Annotated in this window: 13 protein-coding genes; 7 read left to right on the top strand and 6 right to left on the bottom strand. The window is 70.8% G+C overall.

Annotation, left to right across the window (positions count from 1 at the left end; translation table 11 throughout):
- Positions 1 to 413 precede the first annotated feature (413 nt).
- From rsmG to rpmH, 6 genes are all read right to left on the bottom strand, one after another.
- Positions 414 to 1,250, bottom strand: coding sequence for a 16S rRNA (guanine(527)-N(7))-methyltransferase RsmG (gene rsmG / locus ACIQTO_RS00565; RefSeq protein WP_402380946.1), 837 nt, complete (start codon positions 1,248 to 1,250; stop codon positions 414 to 416).
- 179 nt (positions 1,251 to 1,429) lie between these two features.
- Positions 1,430 to 1,960, bottom strand: coding sequence for a protein jag (locus ACIQTO_RS00560; RefSeq protein WP_402380943.1), 531 nt, complete (start codon positions 1,958 to 1,960; stop codon positions 1,430 to 1,432).
- An 85-nt stretch (positions 1,961 to 2,045) separates the two neighbouring features.
- Entirely contained in the window at positions 2,046 to 3,206 is a 1,161-nt protein-coding gene (gene yidC / locus ACIQTO_RS00555) for a membrane protein insertase YidC (protein WP_402380940.1), read from the bottom strand.
- The gene (yidD, locus tag ACIQTO_RS00550) at positions 3,203 to 3,574 is read right to left on the bottom strand and encodes a membrane protein insertion efficiency factor YidD (protein WP_402380938.1); all 372 of its coding nucleotides are present in this window, start codon (positions 3,572 to 3,574) and stop codon (positions 3,203 to 3,205) included. The genes yidC and yidD overlap by 4 nt, the downstream gene beginning before the upstream one ends.
- The gene (rnpA, locus tag ACIQTO_RS00545; RefSeq protein WP_402380935.1) at positions 3,571 to 3,999 is read right to left on the bottom strand and encodes a ribonuclease P protein component; all 429 of its coding nucleotides are present in this window, start codon (positions 3,997 to 3,999) and stop codon (positions 3,571 to 3,573) included. The genes yidD and rnpA overlap by 4 nt, the downstream gene beginning before the upstream one ends.
- Positions 4,000 to 4,017: 18 nt before the next feature.
- Positions 4,018 to 4,155, bottom strand: a complete 138-nt coding sequence (rpmH, locus tag ACIQTO_RS00540; RefSeq protein ID WP_148643823.1) for a 50S ribosomal protein L34 — start codon at positions 4,153 to 4,155, stop codon at positions 4,018 to 4,020.
- Positions 4,156 to 4,597: 442 nt separating this feature from the next.
- Here rpmH and dnaA point away from each other — a divergent pair, with 442 nt between their 5' ends.
- The 7 genes from dnaA (at position 4,598) to gyrA (ending at position 16,546) form a co-directional block, all read left to right on the top strand.
- Positions 4,598 to 6,439: a chromosomal replication initiator protein DnaA gene (gene dnaA / locus ACIQTO_RS00535; RefSeq protein ID WP_402380932.1), complete on the top strand. Its 1,842-nt coding sequence runs from the start codon at positions 4,598 to 4,600 to the stop codon at positions 6,437 to 6,439.
- 947 nt (positions 6,440 to 7,386) lie between these two features.
- On the top strand, positions 7,387 to 8,517 hold the full coding sequence (gene dnaN / locus ACIQTO_RS00530; RefSeq protein WP_380575563.1) for a DNA polymerase III subunit beta: 1,131 nt from the start codon (positions 7,387 to 7,389) through the stop codon (positions 8,515 to 8,517).
- A gap of 192 nt (positions 8,518 to 8,709) precedes the next feature.
- Complete coding sequence (gene gnd / locus ACIQTO_RS00525; protein WP_402380929.1) at positions 8,710 to 9,585, top strand: phosphogluconate dehydrogenase (NAD(+)-dependent, decarboxylating); 876 nt, start codon at positions 8,710 to 8,712, stop codon at positions 9,583 to 9,585.
- Between the two features lie 76 nt (positions 9,586 to 9,661).
- A complete protein-coding gene (recF, locus tag ACIQTO_RS00520; RefSeq protein WP_402380926.1) occupies positions 9,662 to 10,795 on the top strand; it encodes a DNA replication/repair protein RecF in 1,134 nt (377 codons plus the stop codon).
- A gap of 216 nt (positions 10,796 to 11,011) precedes the next feature.
- Entirely contained in the window at positions 11,012 to 11,608 is a 597-nt protein-coding gene (locus ACIQTO_RS00515) for a DUF721 domain-containing protein (protein ID WP_402380924.1), read from the top strand.
- A 256-nt stretch (positions 11,609 to 11,864) separates the two neighbouring features.
- Positions 11,865 to 13,889, top strand: a complete 2,025-nt coding sequence (gyrB, locus tag ACIQTO_RS00510; RefSeq protein WP_402380921.1) for a DNA topoisomerase (ATP-hydrolyzing) subunit B — start codon at positions 11,865 to 11,867, stop codon at positions 13,887 to 13,889.
- 56 nt (positions 13,890 to 13,945) lie between these two features.
- Entirely contained in the window at positions 13,946 to 16,546 is a 2,601-nt protein-coding gene (gyrA, locus tag ACIQTO_RS00505) for a DNA gyrase subunit A (RefSeq protein WP_402380918.1), read from the top strand.
- The last annotated feature ends 142 nt before the right edge of the window (positions 16,547 to 16,688 follow it).

Raw genomic sequence — 16,688 nt, 5'->3', positions numbered from 1 at the left:
TCACGTGAAACCGGAGCGGCAACAGTCGCCGCCCGGAAGAGACCAAGCCCGCGGCGCAGCCGCAGGTCGAGACTGTCGGAAAGCAGGGCGCGACGTTTCACGTGAAACACCATGCCCGCAATGTCGGAATTCTGACGGTGCGACACTCCGGTGGCCCGGAGTCACCCCGACGGCCGCACACCCGTCACCCGGGTGTCACGGAGGCGGTCGCCACCGCCCCGCCCGACTGCCGCACCGCCCTGCGGACGCCCCCGGCCGACCCTTCGGCCGCCCCCCGTCGGACCCCGTCGACCCCCGGCCCACCCCCGGCCGACCGCCACGCCGCCCGGTCGCCGCCGCCGACGCGGAGCCGGAACGACGAAGCGGGCGGGCGGTCCCCGAGGACCACCCGCCCGCTTCGGGCCCCACTGCGCTCAGCGGCTGCGGCGCCGTCCGCCCCGGCCGCGCTCGCCGGTGCGCGCGGCGGCTCCGGCGGCGCGCCCGGCCCGGGCCGCCCTGGCCCGCCGGGTCGCCGCCTTCACTCCGCCGGGGCTCTCCCCCGCCTTGACCTGGATCACCCGGGTCGAGGTCTCCAGGGTGCCCTCGCCCACCGAGATGACCGTCCACTCGACCGCGCCCAGCTTGGCCAGCCCGGCCCGCGAATCGGCCAGCTCCTGCTCGGCGCTGTCGCCCTTGAGCGCCAGCATCTGGCCGTGCGGGCGCAGCAGCGGCATGCCCCAGCCGGCCAGCCGGTCCAGCGGCGCCACCGCCCGCGCCGTCACCACGTCCACCGCGAGCTTGCCGACCATCTCCTCGGCGCGGCCGCGCAGCACCGTGACGTTCTCCAGACCCAGCTCGCGGACCACCTCCTCCAGGAAGGTGGTCCGGCGCAGCAGCGGCTCCAGCAGCGTCACCGACACGTCCGGGCGCGCCAGCGCGACCGGGATGCCGGGCAGCCCGGCGCCGGAGCCGACGTCGCACAGGGTCGACCCGGGCGGCAGCAGCTCGGCGAGCACCGCGCAGTTCAGCACATGGCGGTCCCAGAGCCGGGGCACCTCACGGGGGCCGATCAGCCCGCGCTGGACGCCCGCGGTGGCCAGCAGCTCGGTGTAGCGCACCGCCGCCTCGTAGCGGTCGCCGAAGACCTCCCGGGCGACGGCCGGGGCTTCGGCCGGCCCCTCGGCCGTCACGCCTTCGACGCCCGGGCCCTCAGCGGCCGAACTACCGGCACCCGCCGCCGGCTCATCGGCAGCCGCGCTCTCCGTGTCCATCTCGACCTCTCCGCTCCCCGGATCCACCGACCCGCTCTCCGCACTGTTTCACGTGAAACACATCTCGCCGGACATCCGTCCCGCGAAGGGACGACGACCCCGCCCGCACGAGGCGGACGGGGTCGAGTCCTCTGAAGGTCACCGGTCGCCGAAACGGCCGGTCATCGACTTCCCCGGGCTCAGGCCGGCAGCACGACCACGCACCGCTGGGGCTCCTCGCCCTCCGACTCGCTGCGCAGACCGGCCGCGGCGACGGCGTCGTGCACGACCTTGCGCTCGAAGGGCGTCATCGCCCGCAGCTTGACCTGCTCCCCCGAGCTCTTGGCCTGCTCCGCGGCCTGGGCCCCGAGCTCGGCCAGCTCGGTGCGCTTGCGGGCGCGGAAGCCCGCAATGTCCAGCATGAGGCGGCTGCGCTCGCCGGTCTCCCGGTGGACAGCCAACCGGGTCAGCTCCTGCAGGGCCTCCAGCACCTCACCGTCCTGGCCGACCAGGCGCTGGAGCGAACGGTCGTCGCCGTCGCCGACGATGGACACCAGGGCGCGGTCACCCTCGACGTCCATGTCGATGTCCCCGTCGAGGTCGGCGATGTCGAGCAGACCCTCCAGGTAGTCCGCCGCGATGTCGCCCTCCTGCTCCAGACGGGAGATGAGGCTCTCGTCGGCGCTGGAAGCGGCCTCGACCTCGACGGCGGAGGTGGTGCCTTCCGTCACTGATGGACTCCTTCGGGGATGGGCCCGAGTGGTGGGCCGGGAACGAGGTTCAGGGGGCCGCTGGGACGGTCCGGGGCCGATCGGGTCAGGACTTCTTCCTCGGCCGCTGGCCGCCCTGCCCACCGCGCTTCGGCTGCTGCCGGGTGCCCTGCTGCCGGGCCGGGCCGGACTTGGCCCCGGCGGGCCCGGTCGCGGTCGGCTTGGCGCTGCCGGACTCGGCCGGAACGGCGGCCTCGGGCTCCTCGGCCGGGGCCGGGGCGTCCTTGGTCAGGCTGGCCGCCGGGGCACCGCCGGTGTGCTGGCGCTGCGACTTGGTCTGCTTACGCGGCTGCTGGCGACGCACCTGCACCGCGTCCTCGACGACGGCGGCGGCGGACGTGGCCGTCTTCTTCGGGGGCAGGATGCCCCACAGGGCGCCCTTGATCTCCGAGCCGTCCGGGTTGATGCGGCCGGCCTTCTTCAGACGGACCTGGCGCTCGTCCCACGCCTTGCTGCCGGGCGTCGGGTTGTTCCGGATGACGATCAGCTGCTGGCCCATCGACCAGATGTTGGTGGTCAGCCAGTAGACCAGCACACCGACGGGGAAGTTGATGCCCATCACGGCGAACATGATCGGGAAGACGTACATCAGCATCTTCTGCTGCTGCATGAACGGCGTCTTGACCGTGAGGTCCACGTTCTTGGTCATCAGCTGGCGCTGCGTGATGAACTGCGACAGCGACATCAGGATGATCATGATGGCGACGACGATCTTGACGCTGACATCACTGCTGCCGACGAAGGTCGCCGACAGCGGGGCGCCGAAGATGTGCGCCTGCTGGGCGCTGTCGAGCAGGGTGCCGTCGATGACGCCGATCGGCTTGCCGTCGGCCACCTTGGCGAGCACGCCGTAGAGGGCGGTGAAGAACGGCGCCTGGACGAGGATGGGAAGGCAGCTGGAGAACGGGTTGGTACCCGCATCCTTGTACAGCTTCATCATCTCTTCGGACTGGCGCTGCTTGTCGTTCTTGTAGCGCTCCTGGATGGCCTTCATCTTCGGCTGGATCGCCTGCATGGCCCGGGTCGCCTTGATCTGCTTCACGAAGAGCGGGATCAGGCAGATCCGGATGACGACCACCATCGAGGCGATGGCCAGACCCCAGGCCCAACCACCGTTCGGATCGAAGACGTGGCTGTACAGCGAGTGGAACTGGACGATGATCCAGGACACCGCTGTGTACAGGGGGTTCAGGAAGGAGAAGGTCACCGGTCAGGCTCCTTGGACATTGGGATCGGCCCCACGGGACCAATGGTCGCCGGGCCCTCTGGGTCCGGACCGGCGGGGGGCGTGGTCACCGGCGGTTCGGCGGCGGACCCGCGGCTCAGCAGGTCGCGCAGCCGGCGGTGCCACACCGGGTGCTTACGCGGCGGAACATGATCGACCCCGCCGGGCGTCCACGGATTGCAGCGCAGGATGCGCCACACGGTCAGGCCGCCGCCCTTGACCGCCCCGTGCACCTTGACGGCCTCGAAGCCGTAGTGCGAGCAGGAGGGGTAATAGCGGCAGACCGGACCGAGCAGTGGGCTGATGGTCCACTGGTAGACCCTGATCAGACCCATCAGCAGGTACTTCATCGACCTGCTCCCGTCGGCGCCGTGGCGGCGGGCTCCGCCTTCAGCAGCCGCTTGAGCGCCGCGTCCAGGTCGCGTTCGAGGTCCTGGGACGAGGCGGACGCGGCCTGGGGCAGCGCACGCACCACTATCAGGCTACCGGCGGGCAGCCTGGACAGACGATCACGGACAAGATGGCGCAGACGGCGCTTGACCAGGTTACGGACGACCGCCGGACCGACGGCCTTGCTCACGACGAAACCCGCACGCGCCGAAGGAGTCCCCTCGGCGACGTGCGGGCGGGAGTCGCTGGTCCGGTCGGCCTGCCCCACCGGGTCGCCGTCTCTGCTGAGATGGACGACCAGTAGGGGCCGGCCGGCCCGGCGACCGCGTTTCACCGCGGTCGCGAAGTCCTGGCGCCGCCGCAGCCGATTCTCGGAGGGCAGCACAACAGACTCTGGCGCGGATCAGGCGGAGATGGCGCTGCGGCCCTTGCCACGGCGGGCGGCCAGGATGGCACGGCCGGCGCGGGTACGCATACGCAGCCGGAAGCCGTGGGTCTTCGCGCGGCGACGGTTGTTCGGCTGGAAGGTGCGCTTGCTCACTCGGGGGCTCCTGAGGTGAATCGTAGGATGACGGGTGGTCGCTTGGCCGTCACCGTGCGTCCGCGTGATCTCCCCTGATACGGAAATCCGACCCGTCCTCCCAGTTCGGCTGGGGTTCAGGGCAATCCACGGCGCCCGTGCTGCGCGCCTTATGGAGCGGGTGGACCCGCGGACATGCGGCAGCGGCCATCGACAACTCGACCTGGTTACGGTACGCGGGACGGGGCACGAGGGTCAAACCAGCCGTCCGCGCCGGACGGTCCGGACCGGGTCGGGGGCCTCCGTCGCCCACAGCCTGTGGACAACGACTTGATCCGGCTCTGTTCGCTGACTACCGTTGCAGGACTTGTCTGGTTTTGTTCTTCGTCAACGGACACAGATCCACAGTCTCTTGATCCACCACCCCTGCTGGAGCCGCGGGGAACCGAGAAAGCGTGCACCAGTGGCTGATGTCAACAGCGACCTCGTCCCGGTCTGGGCGAGGGTCGTCGAGCGGCTGGTCAGCGACCCGGACGTCGGGGAGATGGACAAGCAGTGGGTGCAGCGCACCCAGCCGATGTGGATGATGCACGACACCGCCCTGCTGGCGACCCCCAACGAGCGGGCCAAGCAGGTGCTGGAGGGGCGGTTGCTGCCCCAGCTGACCGAGGCCCTCAGTCGCGAACTCAGCCGCCCGGTGCGGATCGCGGTGATGGTCGACGCCAACGCCGTCCCCACCGCCCTCGGGCCGGCCCAGGACGATTCGCCGGCCGCCGAGCCGTACCAGCGCGGCGAGGCCGGCGACTACGGGCACCAGGGCTACGAGCGCCCCTACGAGTCCGAGTACGAGCACGACCAGTACGAGGGCGGCGGCTACCAGGAGCACCCGGCCCCGCCGTACGGCACGGGCCGGCCGGGCGGCTACGGCGCGCCGCCGCAGAACCCGTCCTGGGAGAGCCACCAGGGCTACCCCGACCACGGCCACGGCGCCGGCTACCCCGAGCAGGAGCCGCCCGCCCAGCGCCCGGCTCCCCGGCAGCTGCCCGGCCCCTCGGCGACCACCCAGGGCGACCTCTTCGGCGGCGCCTACGGCCCCGGTCCCGGCGAGCACCCGCGGACCGCGGCCGGCCGGCGCGGCCCCGGCGGCCGCCCGGCCCCCGGCCGACCCGCGGAGAAGCCCGGCCCCGAGCGCGCCACCGACCGCCAGGCCGTCCCCGGCGTGCCGGCCCCGCCCGGCGCTCCCCCGGCCGGCGGCTCCCGCAAGGACGAGCCCGCGGCCCGGCTGAACCCCAAGTACCTCTTCGACACCTTCGTCATCGGCGCGAGCAACCGTTTCGCGCACGCGGCGGCGGTGGCCGTCGCCGAGGCGCCGGCCAAGGCGTACAACCCGCTCTTCATCTACGGCGAGTCCGGGCTGGGCAAGACCCACCTGCTGCACGCCATCGGGCACTACTCGCGCAGCCTCTTCCCGGGGACCCGGGTGCGCTACGTGTCCTCGGAGGAGTTCACCAACGAGTTCATCAACTCGATCCGGGACGGCAAGGCGGACGCGTTCCGCAAGCGGTACCGGGACATGGACATCCTGCTCGTGGACGATGTGCAGTTCCTGGCGAGCAAGGAGTCCACGCAGGAGGAGTTCTTCCACACCTTCAACACCCTGCACAACGCGAACAAGCAGATCGTCCTCTCGTCCGACCGGCCGCCCAAGCAGCTGATCACGCTGGAGGACCGGCTGCGCAACCGCTTCGAGTGGGGGCTGATCACCGATGTCACCCCGCCGGAGCTGGAGACCAGGATCGCGATCCTGCGCAAGAAGGCGATCCAGGAGCAACTGAACGCTCCGGCCGACGTGTTGGAGTTCATCGCGTCCCGGATCACCCGCAACATCCGGGAGTTGGAGGGCGCCCTGATCCGGGTCACCGCCTTCGCGAACCTCAACCGGGCGCCGGTGGACCTGGAGTTGGCCGGCATCGTCCTCAAGGACCTGATCCCCGGCGGGGACGAGGACGCCGGCCCCGAGATCACCGCGCAGGTCATCATGCAGCAGACCGCGGCCTACTTCGGGCTGGGTGTGGACGACCTCTGCGGCTCCTCCCGCAGCCGGGTGCTGGTGACGGCGCGCCAGATCGCCATGTACCTCTGCCGGGAGCTGACCGACCTCTCGCTGCCGAAGATCGGCGCACAGTTCGGCGGGCGCGACCACACCACGGTGATGCACGCCGACCGCAAGATCCGGTCGCTGATGGCCGAGCGGCGCTCGATCTACAACCAGGTCACCGAACTGACCAACCGCATCAAGAGCTAGCCGGCCGGCCCGAGGGCCGCCACACACCCCCTGCGAGGGCGTCAGGAGCGATCCTGACGCCCTTTCGGCATATCCACAGGTGTGTACCGCCGGTCGGCTGGGCAGGAATGCCCCGACGGACGCTCAGCCCGCCCGCCGCCCGCGCCGAACATCCGACCGATGGTTCGAACACCCCGGGCGCGCAGGGCCGTTGTCCACAGGCGGGGCCGGTTCTCCACCGTCCACAGGCCCGGAGCCTGCGAGTTATCCAGAATTCCTCCACAGGCCGCGCGCCGCTACGCTCTTCCGCGCAGGTCAGGTGCCTGTGGACTTGTGCACAACAGTTATCCACAGGGTGTGGACAACTGGCGGGCCATCAGGGGGCCATTCGGGTTGTCCACCGGTTGTCCCCAGGGAAGCGGTGGTTATCCCCAGGTTGTCCACAGTGGCGTCCACAGTTCGACAACCGTGGGCCCGCGTTCATGCCCTGGTGTGAAAGGCGTCACGAAATGTTGACCGGCGCCCGTGGATAACCGGGCCCGGATCTGGGGACAGCGCTGGGGATAACCTGTGGATACCCAATGTGCCCTGTGGGTAACGCTCCGCTGTCCACAGCGGGCCCCGTTCGTCCACAGCCGCCGTCCACACCTCCTGTGGACAAAAAACCGGGCCTGACCTGCGCAAACAGGGTTATCCACGGTTTCCACAGGCCCTACTACTACCACTACACCTATAGACCCATCGAACCGCTTGAAAGCAGGTGGGGCCGAAATCTGTGGACAACCGCTCCCCGACATCTGTTCGGCTTGCTTCCGCCCGTCTGCCCCGTCTGTCGGTGGAGTACGTCAGACTGTCCTCTGGCGACTGGGCGCGGAGTGGCAGAGCTCGGCGGTCGGCCGCACCGACGACCAAGATCAGTAGAACCAGACTTTGCGAGCGGGAGCGCTCGATCCAGGAGGCGGTTACCGGTGAAGTTCCGGGTGGAGCGTGACGTCCTCGCGGAGGCGGTGGCCTGGGCTGCCCGCAGCCTCCCGGCACGGCCGCCGGTGCCGGTGCTGGCCGGCCTGCTGCTGACGGCACAGGAGGGCAGCCTGGCGCTGTCCGGCTTCGACTACGAGGTCTCGGCCCGGGTCGAGCTGGAGGCCGACATCGAGGAGGCCGGCACCGTGCTGGTGTCCGGCCGGCTGCTCAACGACATCTCGCGCAACCTTCCCAACAGGCCGGTGGAGATCTCCACCGACGGCCAGCGGGTCAGCGTGGTCTGCGGTAGCTCCCGGTTCACCCTCCCCACCCTGCCGGTGGACGAGTACCCGGCGCTGCCCCAGATGCCGACCGCCACCGGCACCGTCTCCGGTGACGTGTTCGCCTCGGCGGTCAGCCAGGCCGCGGTGGCCGCCGGCCGGGACGACACCCTGCCGGTGCTCACCGGTGTGCGGGTCGAGATCGAGGGCGACCGGATCACCCTGGCCGCCACCGACCGCTACCGCTTCGCCGTCCGTGAGCTGCTCTGGAAGCCCGAGCAGCCGGACATCTCCGCGGTCGCCCTGGTGCCCGCGAAGACCCTGCAGGACATCGCCAAGTCCCTGGGCAGCGGCGACACCGTCTCGATCGCGCTCTCCTCGGGCGGCGCCGGCGAGGGCCTGATCGGCTTCGAGGGCGCCGGCCGCCGGACCACCACCCGGCTGCTGGAGGGCGAGTTCCCCAAGTTCCGCAGCCTCTTCCCGACGGAGTTCAGCGCCGTCGCCGCGATCCAGACCCAGCCCTTCCTGGAGGCGCTCAAGCGCGTCTCGCTGGTCGCGGAGCGCAACACCCCGGTGCGGCTCAACTTCGAGCAGGGCGTGCTGACGCTGGAGGCCGGTTCGGGCGACGACGCCCAGGCCACCGAGCGGATCGACGCGGACCTGGAGGGCGACGACATCTCGATCGCCTTCAACCCGGGCTACCTGGAGGAGGGCCTCAAGGCCATCGACTCCGCCTACGCCCAGCTGAGCTTCACCACGCCGACCAAGCCGGCGCTGCTCAGCGGCAAGGCCTCGGTGGACACCGAGGCCGACGAGGCCTACCAGTACCTGATCATGCCGGTCCGCCTCTCCGGCTGACCGGTGCCCGGGGCGGCTCCGGCCGCCCCGCCGATGTCGCGCGCGTTACCCACAGGCTGTGCGCACAGCCTGTGGAAGGCCTCCCCCGGTCGGCCCGACCACGGGGAGGCCCTCGCGCTTCAGCGCGTAGGCTCAAGGCAGCGCGGCAACGGCGCCGCAGGCAGGCACGTCACCACAGGTAAGGACTTGGTCATGGAGCTCGGCCTCATCGGTCTCGGCAAGATGGGCGGCAACATGCGCGAGCGGATCCGCCGCGCCGGCCACACCGTCATCGGCTACGACCGCAACCCGGACATCTCCGACGTCGAGAGCCTCCAGGAGCTCGTCACCAAGCTCCAGGGCCCGCGCGTGGTCTGGGTCATGGTCCCGGCCGGGGCCGCCACCCAGGCGACCGTGGACGAGCTCGCCGAGCTGCTCTCCCCGGGCGACGTGGTGGTGGACGGCGGGAACTCCCGCTGGACGGACGACATCAAGCACGCCGAGTCGCTGGCCGCCAAGGGCATCGGCTTCGTGGACTGCGGTGTCTCGGGCGGGGTCTGGGGCCTGGAGAACGGCTATGCGCTGATGTACGGCGGCGTCGCCGAGCACGTCGCCAAGGCCCAGCCGATCTTCGACGCGCTCAAGCCCGAGGGCGACTTCGGCGCGGTGCACGCGGGCGCCGTCGGCGCCGGCCACTTCGCCAAGATGGTCCACAACGGCATCGAGTACGCGATGATGCAGGCCTTCGCCGAGGGCTGGGAGCTGCTGGAGGCGGCCCCGGAGGTCACCGACGTGCGCGAGGTCTTCCGCAGCTGGCAGGAGGGCACGGTCATCCGTTCCTGGCTGCTGGACCTCGCCGTCCGCGCCCTGGACGACGACGAGCACCTGGCCAAGCTCAAGGGCTGGGCCGCCGACTCCGGTGAGGGCCGCTGGACCGTCGAGGCCGCCATCGACCACGCCGTGCCGCTGCCGGCGATCACCGCCTCCCTCTTCGCCCGGTTCGCCTCCCGCCAGGACGACTCGCCGCAGATGAAGATGATCGCGGCGCTGCGCAACCAGTTCGGCGGCCACGCGGTCGAGTCGAAGTAACCCCCGGGAACGACCGGCCTTCCCGGGGCAGCCCCGGGAAGGCCACCGTCACAGAAGGCGAGCGCAGTCCACAGCCATGCACGTCGCGCATCTGTCGCTCGCCGACTTCCGTTCCTACGCCCAGGTCGAGGTACCGCTCGACCCGGGCGTGACGGCGTTCGTCGGGCCCAACGGCCAGGGCAAGACCAACCTGGTCGAGGCCGTCGGCTACGTCGCCACGCTGGGCAGCCACCGGGTGGCCACCGATGCCCCGCTGATCCGGCTCGGCGCCGAGCGGGCGGTGATCCGCACCTCGGTGGTGGCCGGGGCCCGCACCACGCTGGTCGAACTGGAGATCACCCCGGGCAAGGCCAACCGCGCCCGGATCAACCGCTCCGACAACGTCCGGCCGAGGGACGTCCTGGGCCTGCTGCGCACGGTGCTGTTCGCCCCCGAGGACCTCAGTCTGGTCAAGGGCGACCCGGGCGAGCGCCGGCGCTTCCTGGACGAGCTGTTGACCGCCCGCGCCCCCCGGCTGGCCGGTGTGCGGCAGGACTACGAGCGGGTGCTCAAGCAGCGCAACGCCCTGCTGAAGACCGCCGCGATGGCCCGCCGGGCCGGCGGCGGCAAGGGTGCCGACCTCTCCACCCTGGAAGTCTGGGACGGCCATCTGGCGCGCGCCGGAGCCGAGTTGACGGCCTTCCGGATCCAGCTGACGGCTTCCCTGCAGCCGCTGGTGACCGCCGCCTACGGGCAGCTCGCCCCCGGCGGCGGCGAGACCGTGCTGGAGTACCGCAGCTCCTTCGAGGGCGAGCTGCCGACCAGCCGCGAGCAGGCCGAGGAGCAGCTGCTGGAGGCCCTGCGGGCCGCCCGCAAGCAGGAGGTCGAGCGCGGCCTGACGCTGGTCGGGCCGCACCGCGACGAGCTGGGGCTCAGACTCGGACCGCTGCCGGCCAAGGGCTACGCCAGTCACGGGGAGTCCTGGTCGTACGCGCTGGCGCTGCGGCTGGCCTCGTACGAACTGCTGCGCGCCGACGGCGGCGAACCGGTGCTGATCCTCGACGACGTCTTCGCCGAGCTGGACGCCACCCGCCGGGACCGGCTGGCCGAGCTGGTCGCCGGGGGCGAGCAGGTGCTGGTCACCGCGGCGGTCGCGGAGGACGTGCCGAAGGCGCTGGCCGGGGCCCGGTACGCGGTGGCCGACGGCGCGGTGCGCCGGGTCGACGCCTGACCCCGCCGTCCTGCCCTCCTGCCGCCCCGCTGATCCGCTGATCCGCGACACCCCGCCGTATCCCGCCGCCTCCCCGCTCCGCTCCACCCACCGACCTGCCGTGCGACCCGTCCGGCGTGCCCGGCGTGCCGCCGGTCCGGCCCGCTCCCGTACGCTGGACGGCTCACCGGCGCGCAGCCGCGACCGTTGTCCACAGGCTGGGGAAAGGAGATCGCCATGAGCGATCCGACCGGGACGTCCCCTCAGCCGGGCGCCCTTCCGCGCGGAGCCCGGCCCGGCGCCGCCCAGCCCGCCGCCGCCCCGCCGGACGACGCGGCGCCGACCGGCGCCGACCTGGCGCGCTCGGCCCTGCGGGCGGCCCGCGCCCAGGCCCGCCAGCGGGGCGACCAGGTCCGGGAGAAGCGCGAGGCGAAGCGGCACGGCCTGCGCAGCGGGGCCCGCTCGGACGGCCGCGACCCGGTGCCGCTGGGGGCGGCGTTGAACCGGCTGCTGACCGAGCGCGGCTGGGAGTCCTCGGCGGCGGTCGGCGGGGTGATGGGCCGTTGGGCGCAGATCGTCGGGCCGGACATCGCGGCGCACTGTGAGCCCACCTCCTACGACGAGGCGGCCGCGGTGCTCACCGTACAGTGCGACTCGACCGCCTGGGCGACCCAACTGCGCTGGCTCGCAAGGCAGTTGGTGGCCCGTCTGAACCACGAGCTGGGGCGCGGAACGGTCAAGACGATCAAGGTGCTGGGTCCGGCCGCGCCGGTCCGCGGCTACGGCCGGCTACGCGCGCCGGGCAGCAAGGGGCCGGGCGACACCTGGGGGTGACCGCGGCCGCCCGGGATCGAGCGGACCGGAATCTTCCGGAACCCCTGACGGCCCTTCCAGGCGCTCTGGGCCCCCGGGGCGAGTATCGGGACATGTGCAGAGGGGATTCAGGGCGGCGTATCTGCCCTCAGGGGCTGCCAAAAGCCCATCTCTGTCAGTCCTACCGGTAGACTGAGAGCCAAACACTGTTGCTAGTGGCAACCGAGTCGAAACGCCGTGGTCGCACGCCCGCCCACACGGGGCGGGGATGCGGCCCGTGCTGTGCCAGAGAGGGCGCTTCGTGGCCGATTCCGGCAACCCCAGCCAGACCCCAGACCAGACCGAGCAGGCGGCCGAGAGCACCTACACCGGAAGCAACATCCAGGTGCTGGAAGGCCTCGACGCCGTCCGCAAGCGCCCCGGCATGTACATCGGCTCGACCGGTGAGCGTGGCCTGCATCACCTGGTGCAGGAGGTCGTGGACAACTCCGTCGACGAGGCGATGGCCGGGTACGCCGACACCATCGACGTCACGCTCCTCGCCGACGGCGCGGTCCGCGTCGTCGACAACGGCCGAGGCATCCCGGTGGACATCGTCCCCGGGCAGGAGAAGCCGGCCGTCGAGGTCGTGCTCACCGTGCTGCACGCGGGCGGCAAGTTCGGCGGCGGCGGCTACGCCGTCTCCGGCGGTCTGCACGGCGTCGGTGTCTCCGTGGTGAACGCCCTCTCCACCCGCCTCGCGGTGGAGATCCACCGGGACGGCCACCGCTGGACCCAGGAATACAAGATGGGCGCGCCGACCGCCGCGCTGGTCAAGGGCGAGGCCACCGACCACACCGGTACCACCGTCACGTTCTGGGCCGACCCGGACATCTTCGAGACCACGGTCTACTCCTTCGAGACGCTCTCCCGGCGCTTCCAGGAGATGGCGTTCCTGAACAAGGGCCTGACCATCTCGCTGACCGACGAGCGCCCGGAGCACGCCGACGAGGAGGGCAATCCGCTCTCCGTCACGTACCGGTACGACGGCGGCATCGCCGACTTCGTCGCGCACCTCAACTCCCGCAAGGGTGAGGTGATCCACCCCTCGGTGATCGACTTCGAGTCCGAGGACAAGGAGAAGACGATCTCGGTGGAGGTCGCGATGCAGTGGAACTCCTCGTACACCGAGGGTGTCTACTCCTTCGCCAACACCATCCACACGCATGGCGGCGGCACCCACGAGGAGGGTTTCCGCGCCGCGCTGACCGGCCTGGTCAACCGGTACGCGCGGGACAAGAAGCTGCTCCGGGAGAAGGACGACAACCTCTCCGGCGAGGACATCCGCGAGGGTCTGACCGCGATCATCTCGGTCAAGCTCGGTGAGCCGCAGTTCGAGGGCCAGACCAAGGACAAGCTGGGCAACACCGAGGCGAAGACCTTCGTCCAGCGGGTCGTCCACGAGCAGCTGAACGACTGGCTGGACCGCAACCCGAACGAGGCCTCGGACATCATCCGCAAGTCCATCCAGGCCGCCACCGCGCGCGTGGCCGCCCGGAAGGCCCGGGACCTGACGCGCCGCAAGGGCCTGCTGGAGTCCGCCTCGCTGCCCGGCAAGCTGAGCGACTGCCAGTCCAAGGACCCCTCCGAGTGCGAGATCTTCATCGTCGAGGGTGACTCCGCCGGCGGCTCCGCCAAGCAGGGCCGGGACCCGCGCATCCAGGCGATCCTCCCGATCCGCGGCAAGATCCTGAACGTCGAGAAGGCCCGGATCGACAAGGTGCTGCAGAACACCGAGGTCCAGGCGCTGATCTCGGCCTTCGGCTGCGGCATCCAGGAGGACTACGACGAGTCCAAGCTCCGCTATCACAAGATCGTCCTGATGGCGGACGCCGACGTCGACGGGCAGCACATCCGCACCCTGCTGCTCACCCTGCTGTTCCGCTTCATGCGGCCGCTGGTCGAGTCCGGTTACGTCTACCTGGCGATGCCGCCGCTGTACAAGATCAAGTGGGGCAAGGACGACTTCGACTACGTCTACTCCGACCGCGAGCGCGACGCCACCATCGCGGCGGGCGTCGCGGCCGGGCGCCGGCTGCCCAAGGACGACGCGATCCAGCGCTTCAAGGGCCTCGGGGAGATGAACGCCGAGGAACTGCGGGTGACCACCATGGACCAGGCCCACCGCCTGCTGCAGCAGATCACCCTGGAGGACGCGGCCCGCGCCGACGACCTCTTCTCCGTCCTGATGGGCGAGGACGTCGAGGCCCGCCGCTCCTTCATCCAGCGCAACGCCAAGGACGTCCGCTTCCTGGACGTGTGACGGGGCCCACCCCTGCCAGCACAGTCCAGTCACGCGTGAAAGGAAACTGACCACCAGTGGTCGACGACAACCGTCCCGACGGCGAGCAGCCGGACGCCAGTACCGCCACCGACACGTTCGTGTCCCGGGTCGAGCCGATCGAGCTCGAGACCGAGATGCAGCGTTCGTACCTCGACTACGCGATGAGCGTGATCGTCAGCCGCGCGCTGCCCGAGGTCCGCGACGGCCTCAAGCCGGTGCACCGCCGCGTGCTCTACGCGATGTACGACGGCGGGTACCGGCCCGAGAAGGGCTACTACAAGTGCGCCCGCGTCGTCGGCGACGTCATGGGCAACTACCACCCGCACGGTGACACCTCGATCTACGACACCGTGGTCCGCCTGGCCCAGCCGTGGTCGCTGCGGATGCCGCTGGTGGACGGCAACGGCAACTTCGGCTCGCCGGGCAACGACCCGGCCGCGGCCATGCGCTACACCGAGTGCAAGCTGATGCCGCTGGCCATGGAGATGATGCGCGACATCGACGAGGACACCGTCGACTTCGCCGCCAACTACGACGGCCGCTCGCAGGAGCCCACCGTCCTGCCCGCGCGCATCCCCAACCTGCTGGTCAACGGTGCGACCGGCATCGCGGTCGGCATGGCCACCAACATCCCGCCGCACAACCTCCGCGAGGTCGCCTCCGGCGCGCTCTGGGCGCTGGAGCACCCGGACGCCTCCAACGAGGAGCTGCTGGAGGCCCTGATCGAGCGGATCAAGGCCCCGGACTTCCCGACCGGCGCGCTGATCGTCGGCCGCCGCGGGATCGAGGACGCGTACCGCACCGGGCGCGGCTCGATCACCATGCGCGCGGTGGTCGAGGTCGAGGAGATCCAGGGCCGCCAGTGCCTGGTGATCACCGAGCTGCCGTACCAGGTCAACCCGGACAACCTCGCGCTGAAGATCGCCGACCTGGTCAAGGACGGCAAGGTCGCCGGCATCGCCGACGTCCGCGACGAGTCCTCCTCGCGCACCGGCCAGCGCCTGGTGATCGTGCTCAAGCGCGACGCCGTGGCCAAGGTCGTGCTGAACAACCTCTACAAGCACACCGACCTGCAGACCAACTTCGGCGCCAACATGCTGGCCCTGGTCGACGGTGTGCCGCGCACGCTCTCGCTGGACGCCTTCATCCGGCACTGGGTCAACCACCAGGTCGAGGTCATCGTCCGCCGGACCACCTTCCGGCTGCGCAAGGCCGAGGAGCGCGCGCACATCCTGCGCGCCCTGCTCCGCGCGCTGGACGTGATCGACGAGGTCATCGCGCTGATCCGGGCCTCGGCCAGCGCCGACGCCGCCCGCAGCGGGCTGATGGAGCTGCTCTCCATCGACGAGCTCCAGGCCAACGCGATCCTGGAGATGCAGCTGCGCCGGCTGGCCGCCCTGGAGCGCCAGCGGATCATGGACGAGCACGACGAGCTGCAGCGCAAGATCGACGAGTACAACGTCATCCTGGCCTCGCCGGGCCGGCAGCGGGAGATCATCTCCGAGGAGCTCACCGCGATCGTCGAGAAGTACGGCGACGAGCGGCGGTCCACCCTCATCCCCTCCGACGGCGACCTCTCCATCGAGGACCTCATCGCCGAGGAGGACATCGTCGTCACGATCACCCGTGGCGGCTACGTCAAGCGGACCCGCTCCGACCTGTACCGCTCGCAGAAGCGCGGCGGCAAGGGCGTGCGCGGTGCCCAGCTGAAGCAGGACGACATCGTCGACCACTTCTTCGTGACGACGACCCACAACTGGATCCTGTTCTTCACCAACAAGGGCCGGGTCTACCGGGCCAAGGGCTACGAGCTCCCGGACGCCGGCCGGGACGCCCGCGGCCAGCACGTGGCCAACCTGCTGGCCTTCCAGCCGGAGGAGCACATCACCCAGGTGATGGCGGTGCGCACCTACGAGGACAAGCCGTACCTGGTCCTCGCCACCCGGGCCGGCCTGGTCAAGAAGTCCGCGCTCAAGGACTACGACTCCCCGCGCTCCGGCGGCCTGATCGCGATCAACCTGCGACAGGACGAGGAGGGCCGGGACGACGAGCTGATCGGCGCCGAGCTGGTCTCGGCCGAGGACGACCTGCTGCTGGTCTCCCGCAAGGCCCAGTCGATCCGGTTCACCGCGACCGACGACGCGCTGCGGCCCACCGGCCGCGCCACCTCCGGCGTCAAGGGCATGTCGTTCCGCGAGGACGACGAACTGCTGTCGATGAACGTGGTCCGGCCGGGGACGTACGTCTTCACCGCCACCGACGGCGGCTACGCCAAGCGCACCGGGGTGGACGAGTACCGTATCCAGGGGCGCGGCGGTTTCGGCACCAAGGCGGCGAAGATCGTCGAGGGCCGGGGTTCGCTGGTCGGCGCCCTGGTGGTGGACGACACCGACGAGATCATGGCGATCACCCTCTCGGGTGGGGTGATCCGCACGAGGGTTTCCGAGGTTCGTGAAACCGGACGTGACACCATGGGCGTCCAACTGATCAACCTCGGAAAGCGCGACGCGGTGGTGGGCATGGCCCGCAACGCGGAGGCCGAGGACGATTTGCTGGAGGACGAGGCGGCCGACGCCGAGTCCACCGAGGCGGCCGAGGGTACGGAGACGGCGGGCGGCGAGGAAGCCCAGGCCTGATCCGTACCGCGCGGGTCGGTGCCGTCGCGTCCGTTCACGGGCGCGGCGGCACCGACCGCCGACCGGTTCCGGGCAATCCCGCCGGGTGCTGGATGACGAGTGACGACGCAGGGCGGCGCCGCCGCCCTGGTGGGAAGTGCGG

The sequence above is a fragment of the Kitasatospora sp. NPDC091207 genome (assembly GCF_044768625.1).
Classification (GTDB): domain Bacteria; phylum Actinomycetota; class Actinomycetes; order Streptomycetales; family Streptomycetaceae; genus Kitasatospora.
The sequence above is the reverse complement of the archived record's forward strand: the minus strand, read 5'-3'. Positions and strand labels throughout refer to the sequence as shown.

Coding starts and splice junctions, on each gene's coding strand:
- rsmG (WP_402380946.1), bottom strand. CDS start 1,250: ATGGACACGGAGAGCGCGGCTGCCGATGAGCCGGCGGCGGGTGCCGGT.
- yidD (WP_402380938.1), bottom strand. CDS start 3,574: ATGAAGTACCTGCTGATGGGTCTGATCAGGGTCTACCAGTGGACCATC.
- gnd (WP_402380929.1), top strand. CDS start 8,710: ATGGAGCTCGGCCTCATCGGTCTCGGCAAGATGGGCGGCAACATGCGC.
- recF (WP_402380926.1), top strand. CDS start 9,662: ATGCACGTCGCGCATCTGTCGCTCGCCGACTTCCGTTCCTACGCCCAG.
- ACIQTO_RS00515 (WP_402380924.1), top strand. CDS start 11,012: ATGAGCGATCCGACCGGGACGTCCCCTCAGCCGGGCGCCCTTCCGCGC.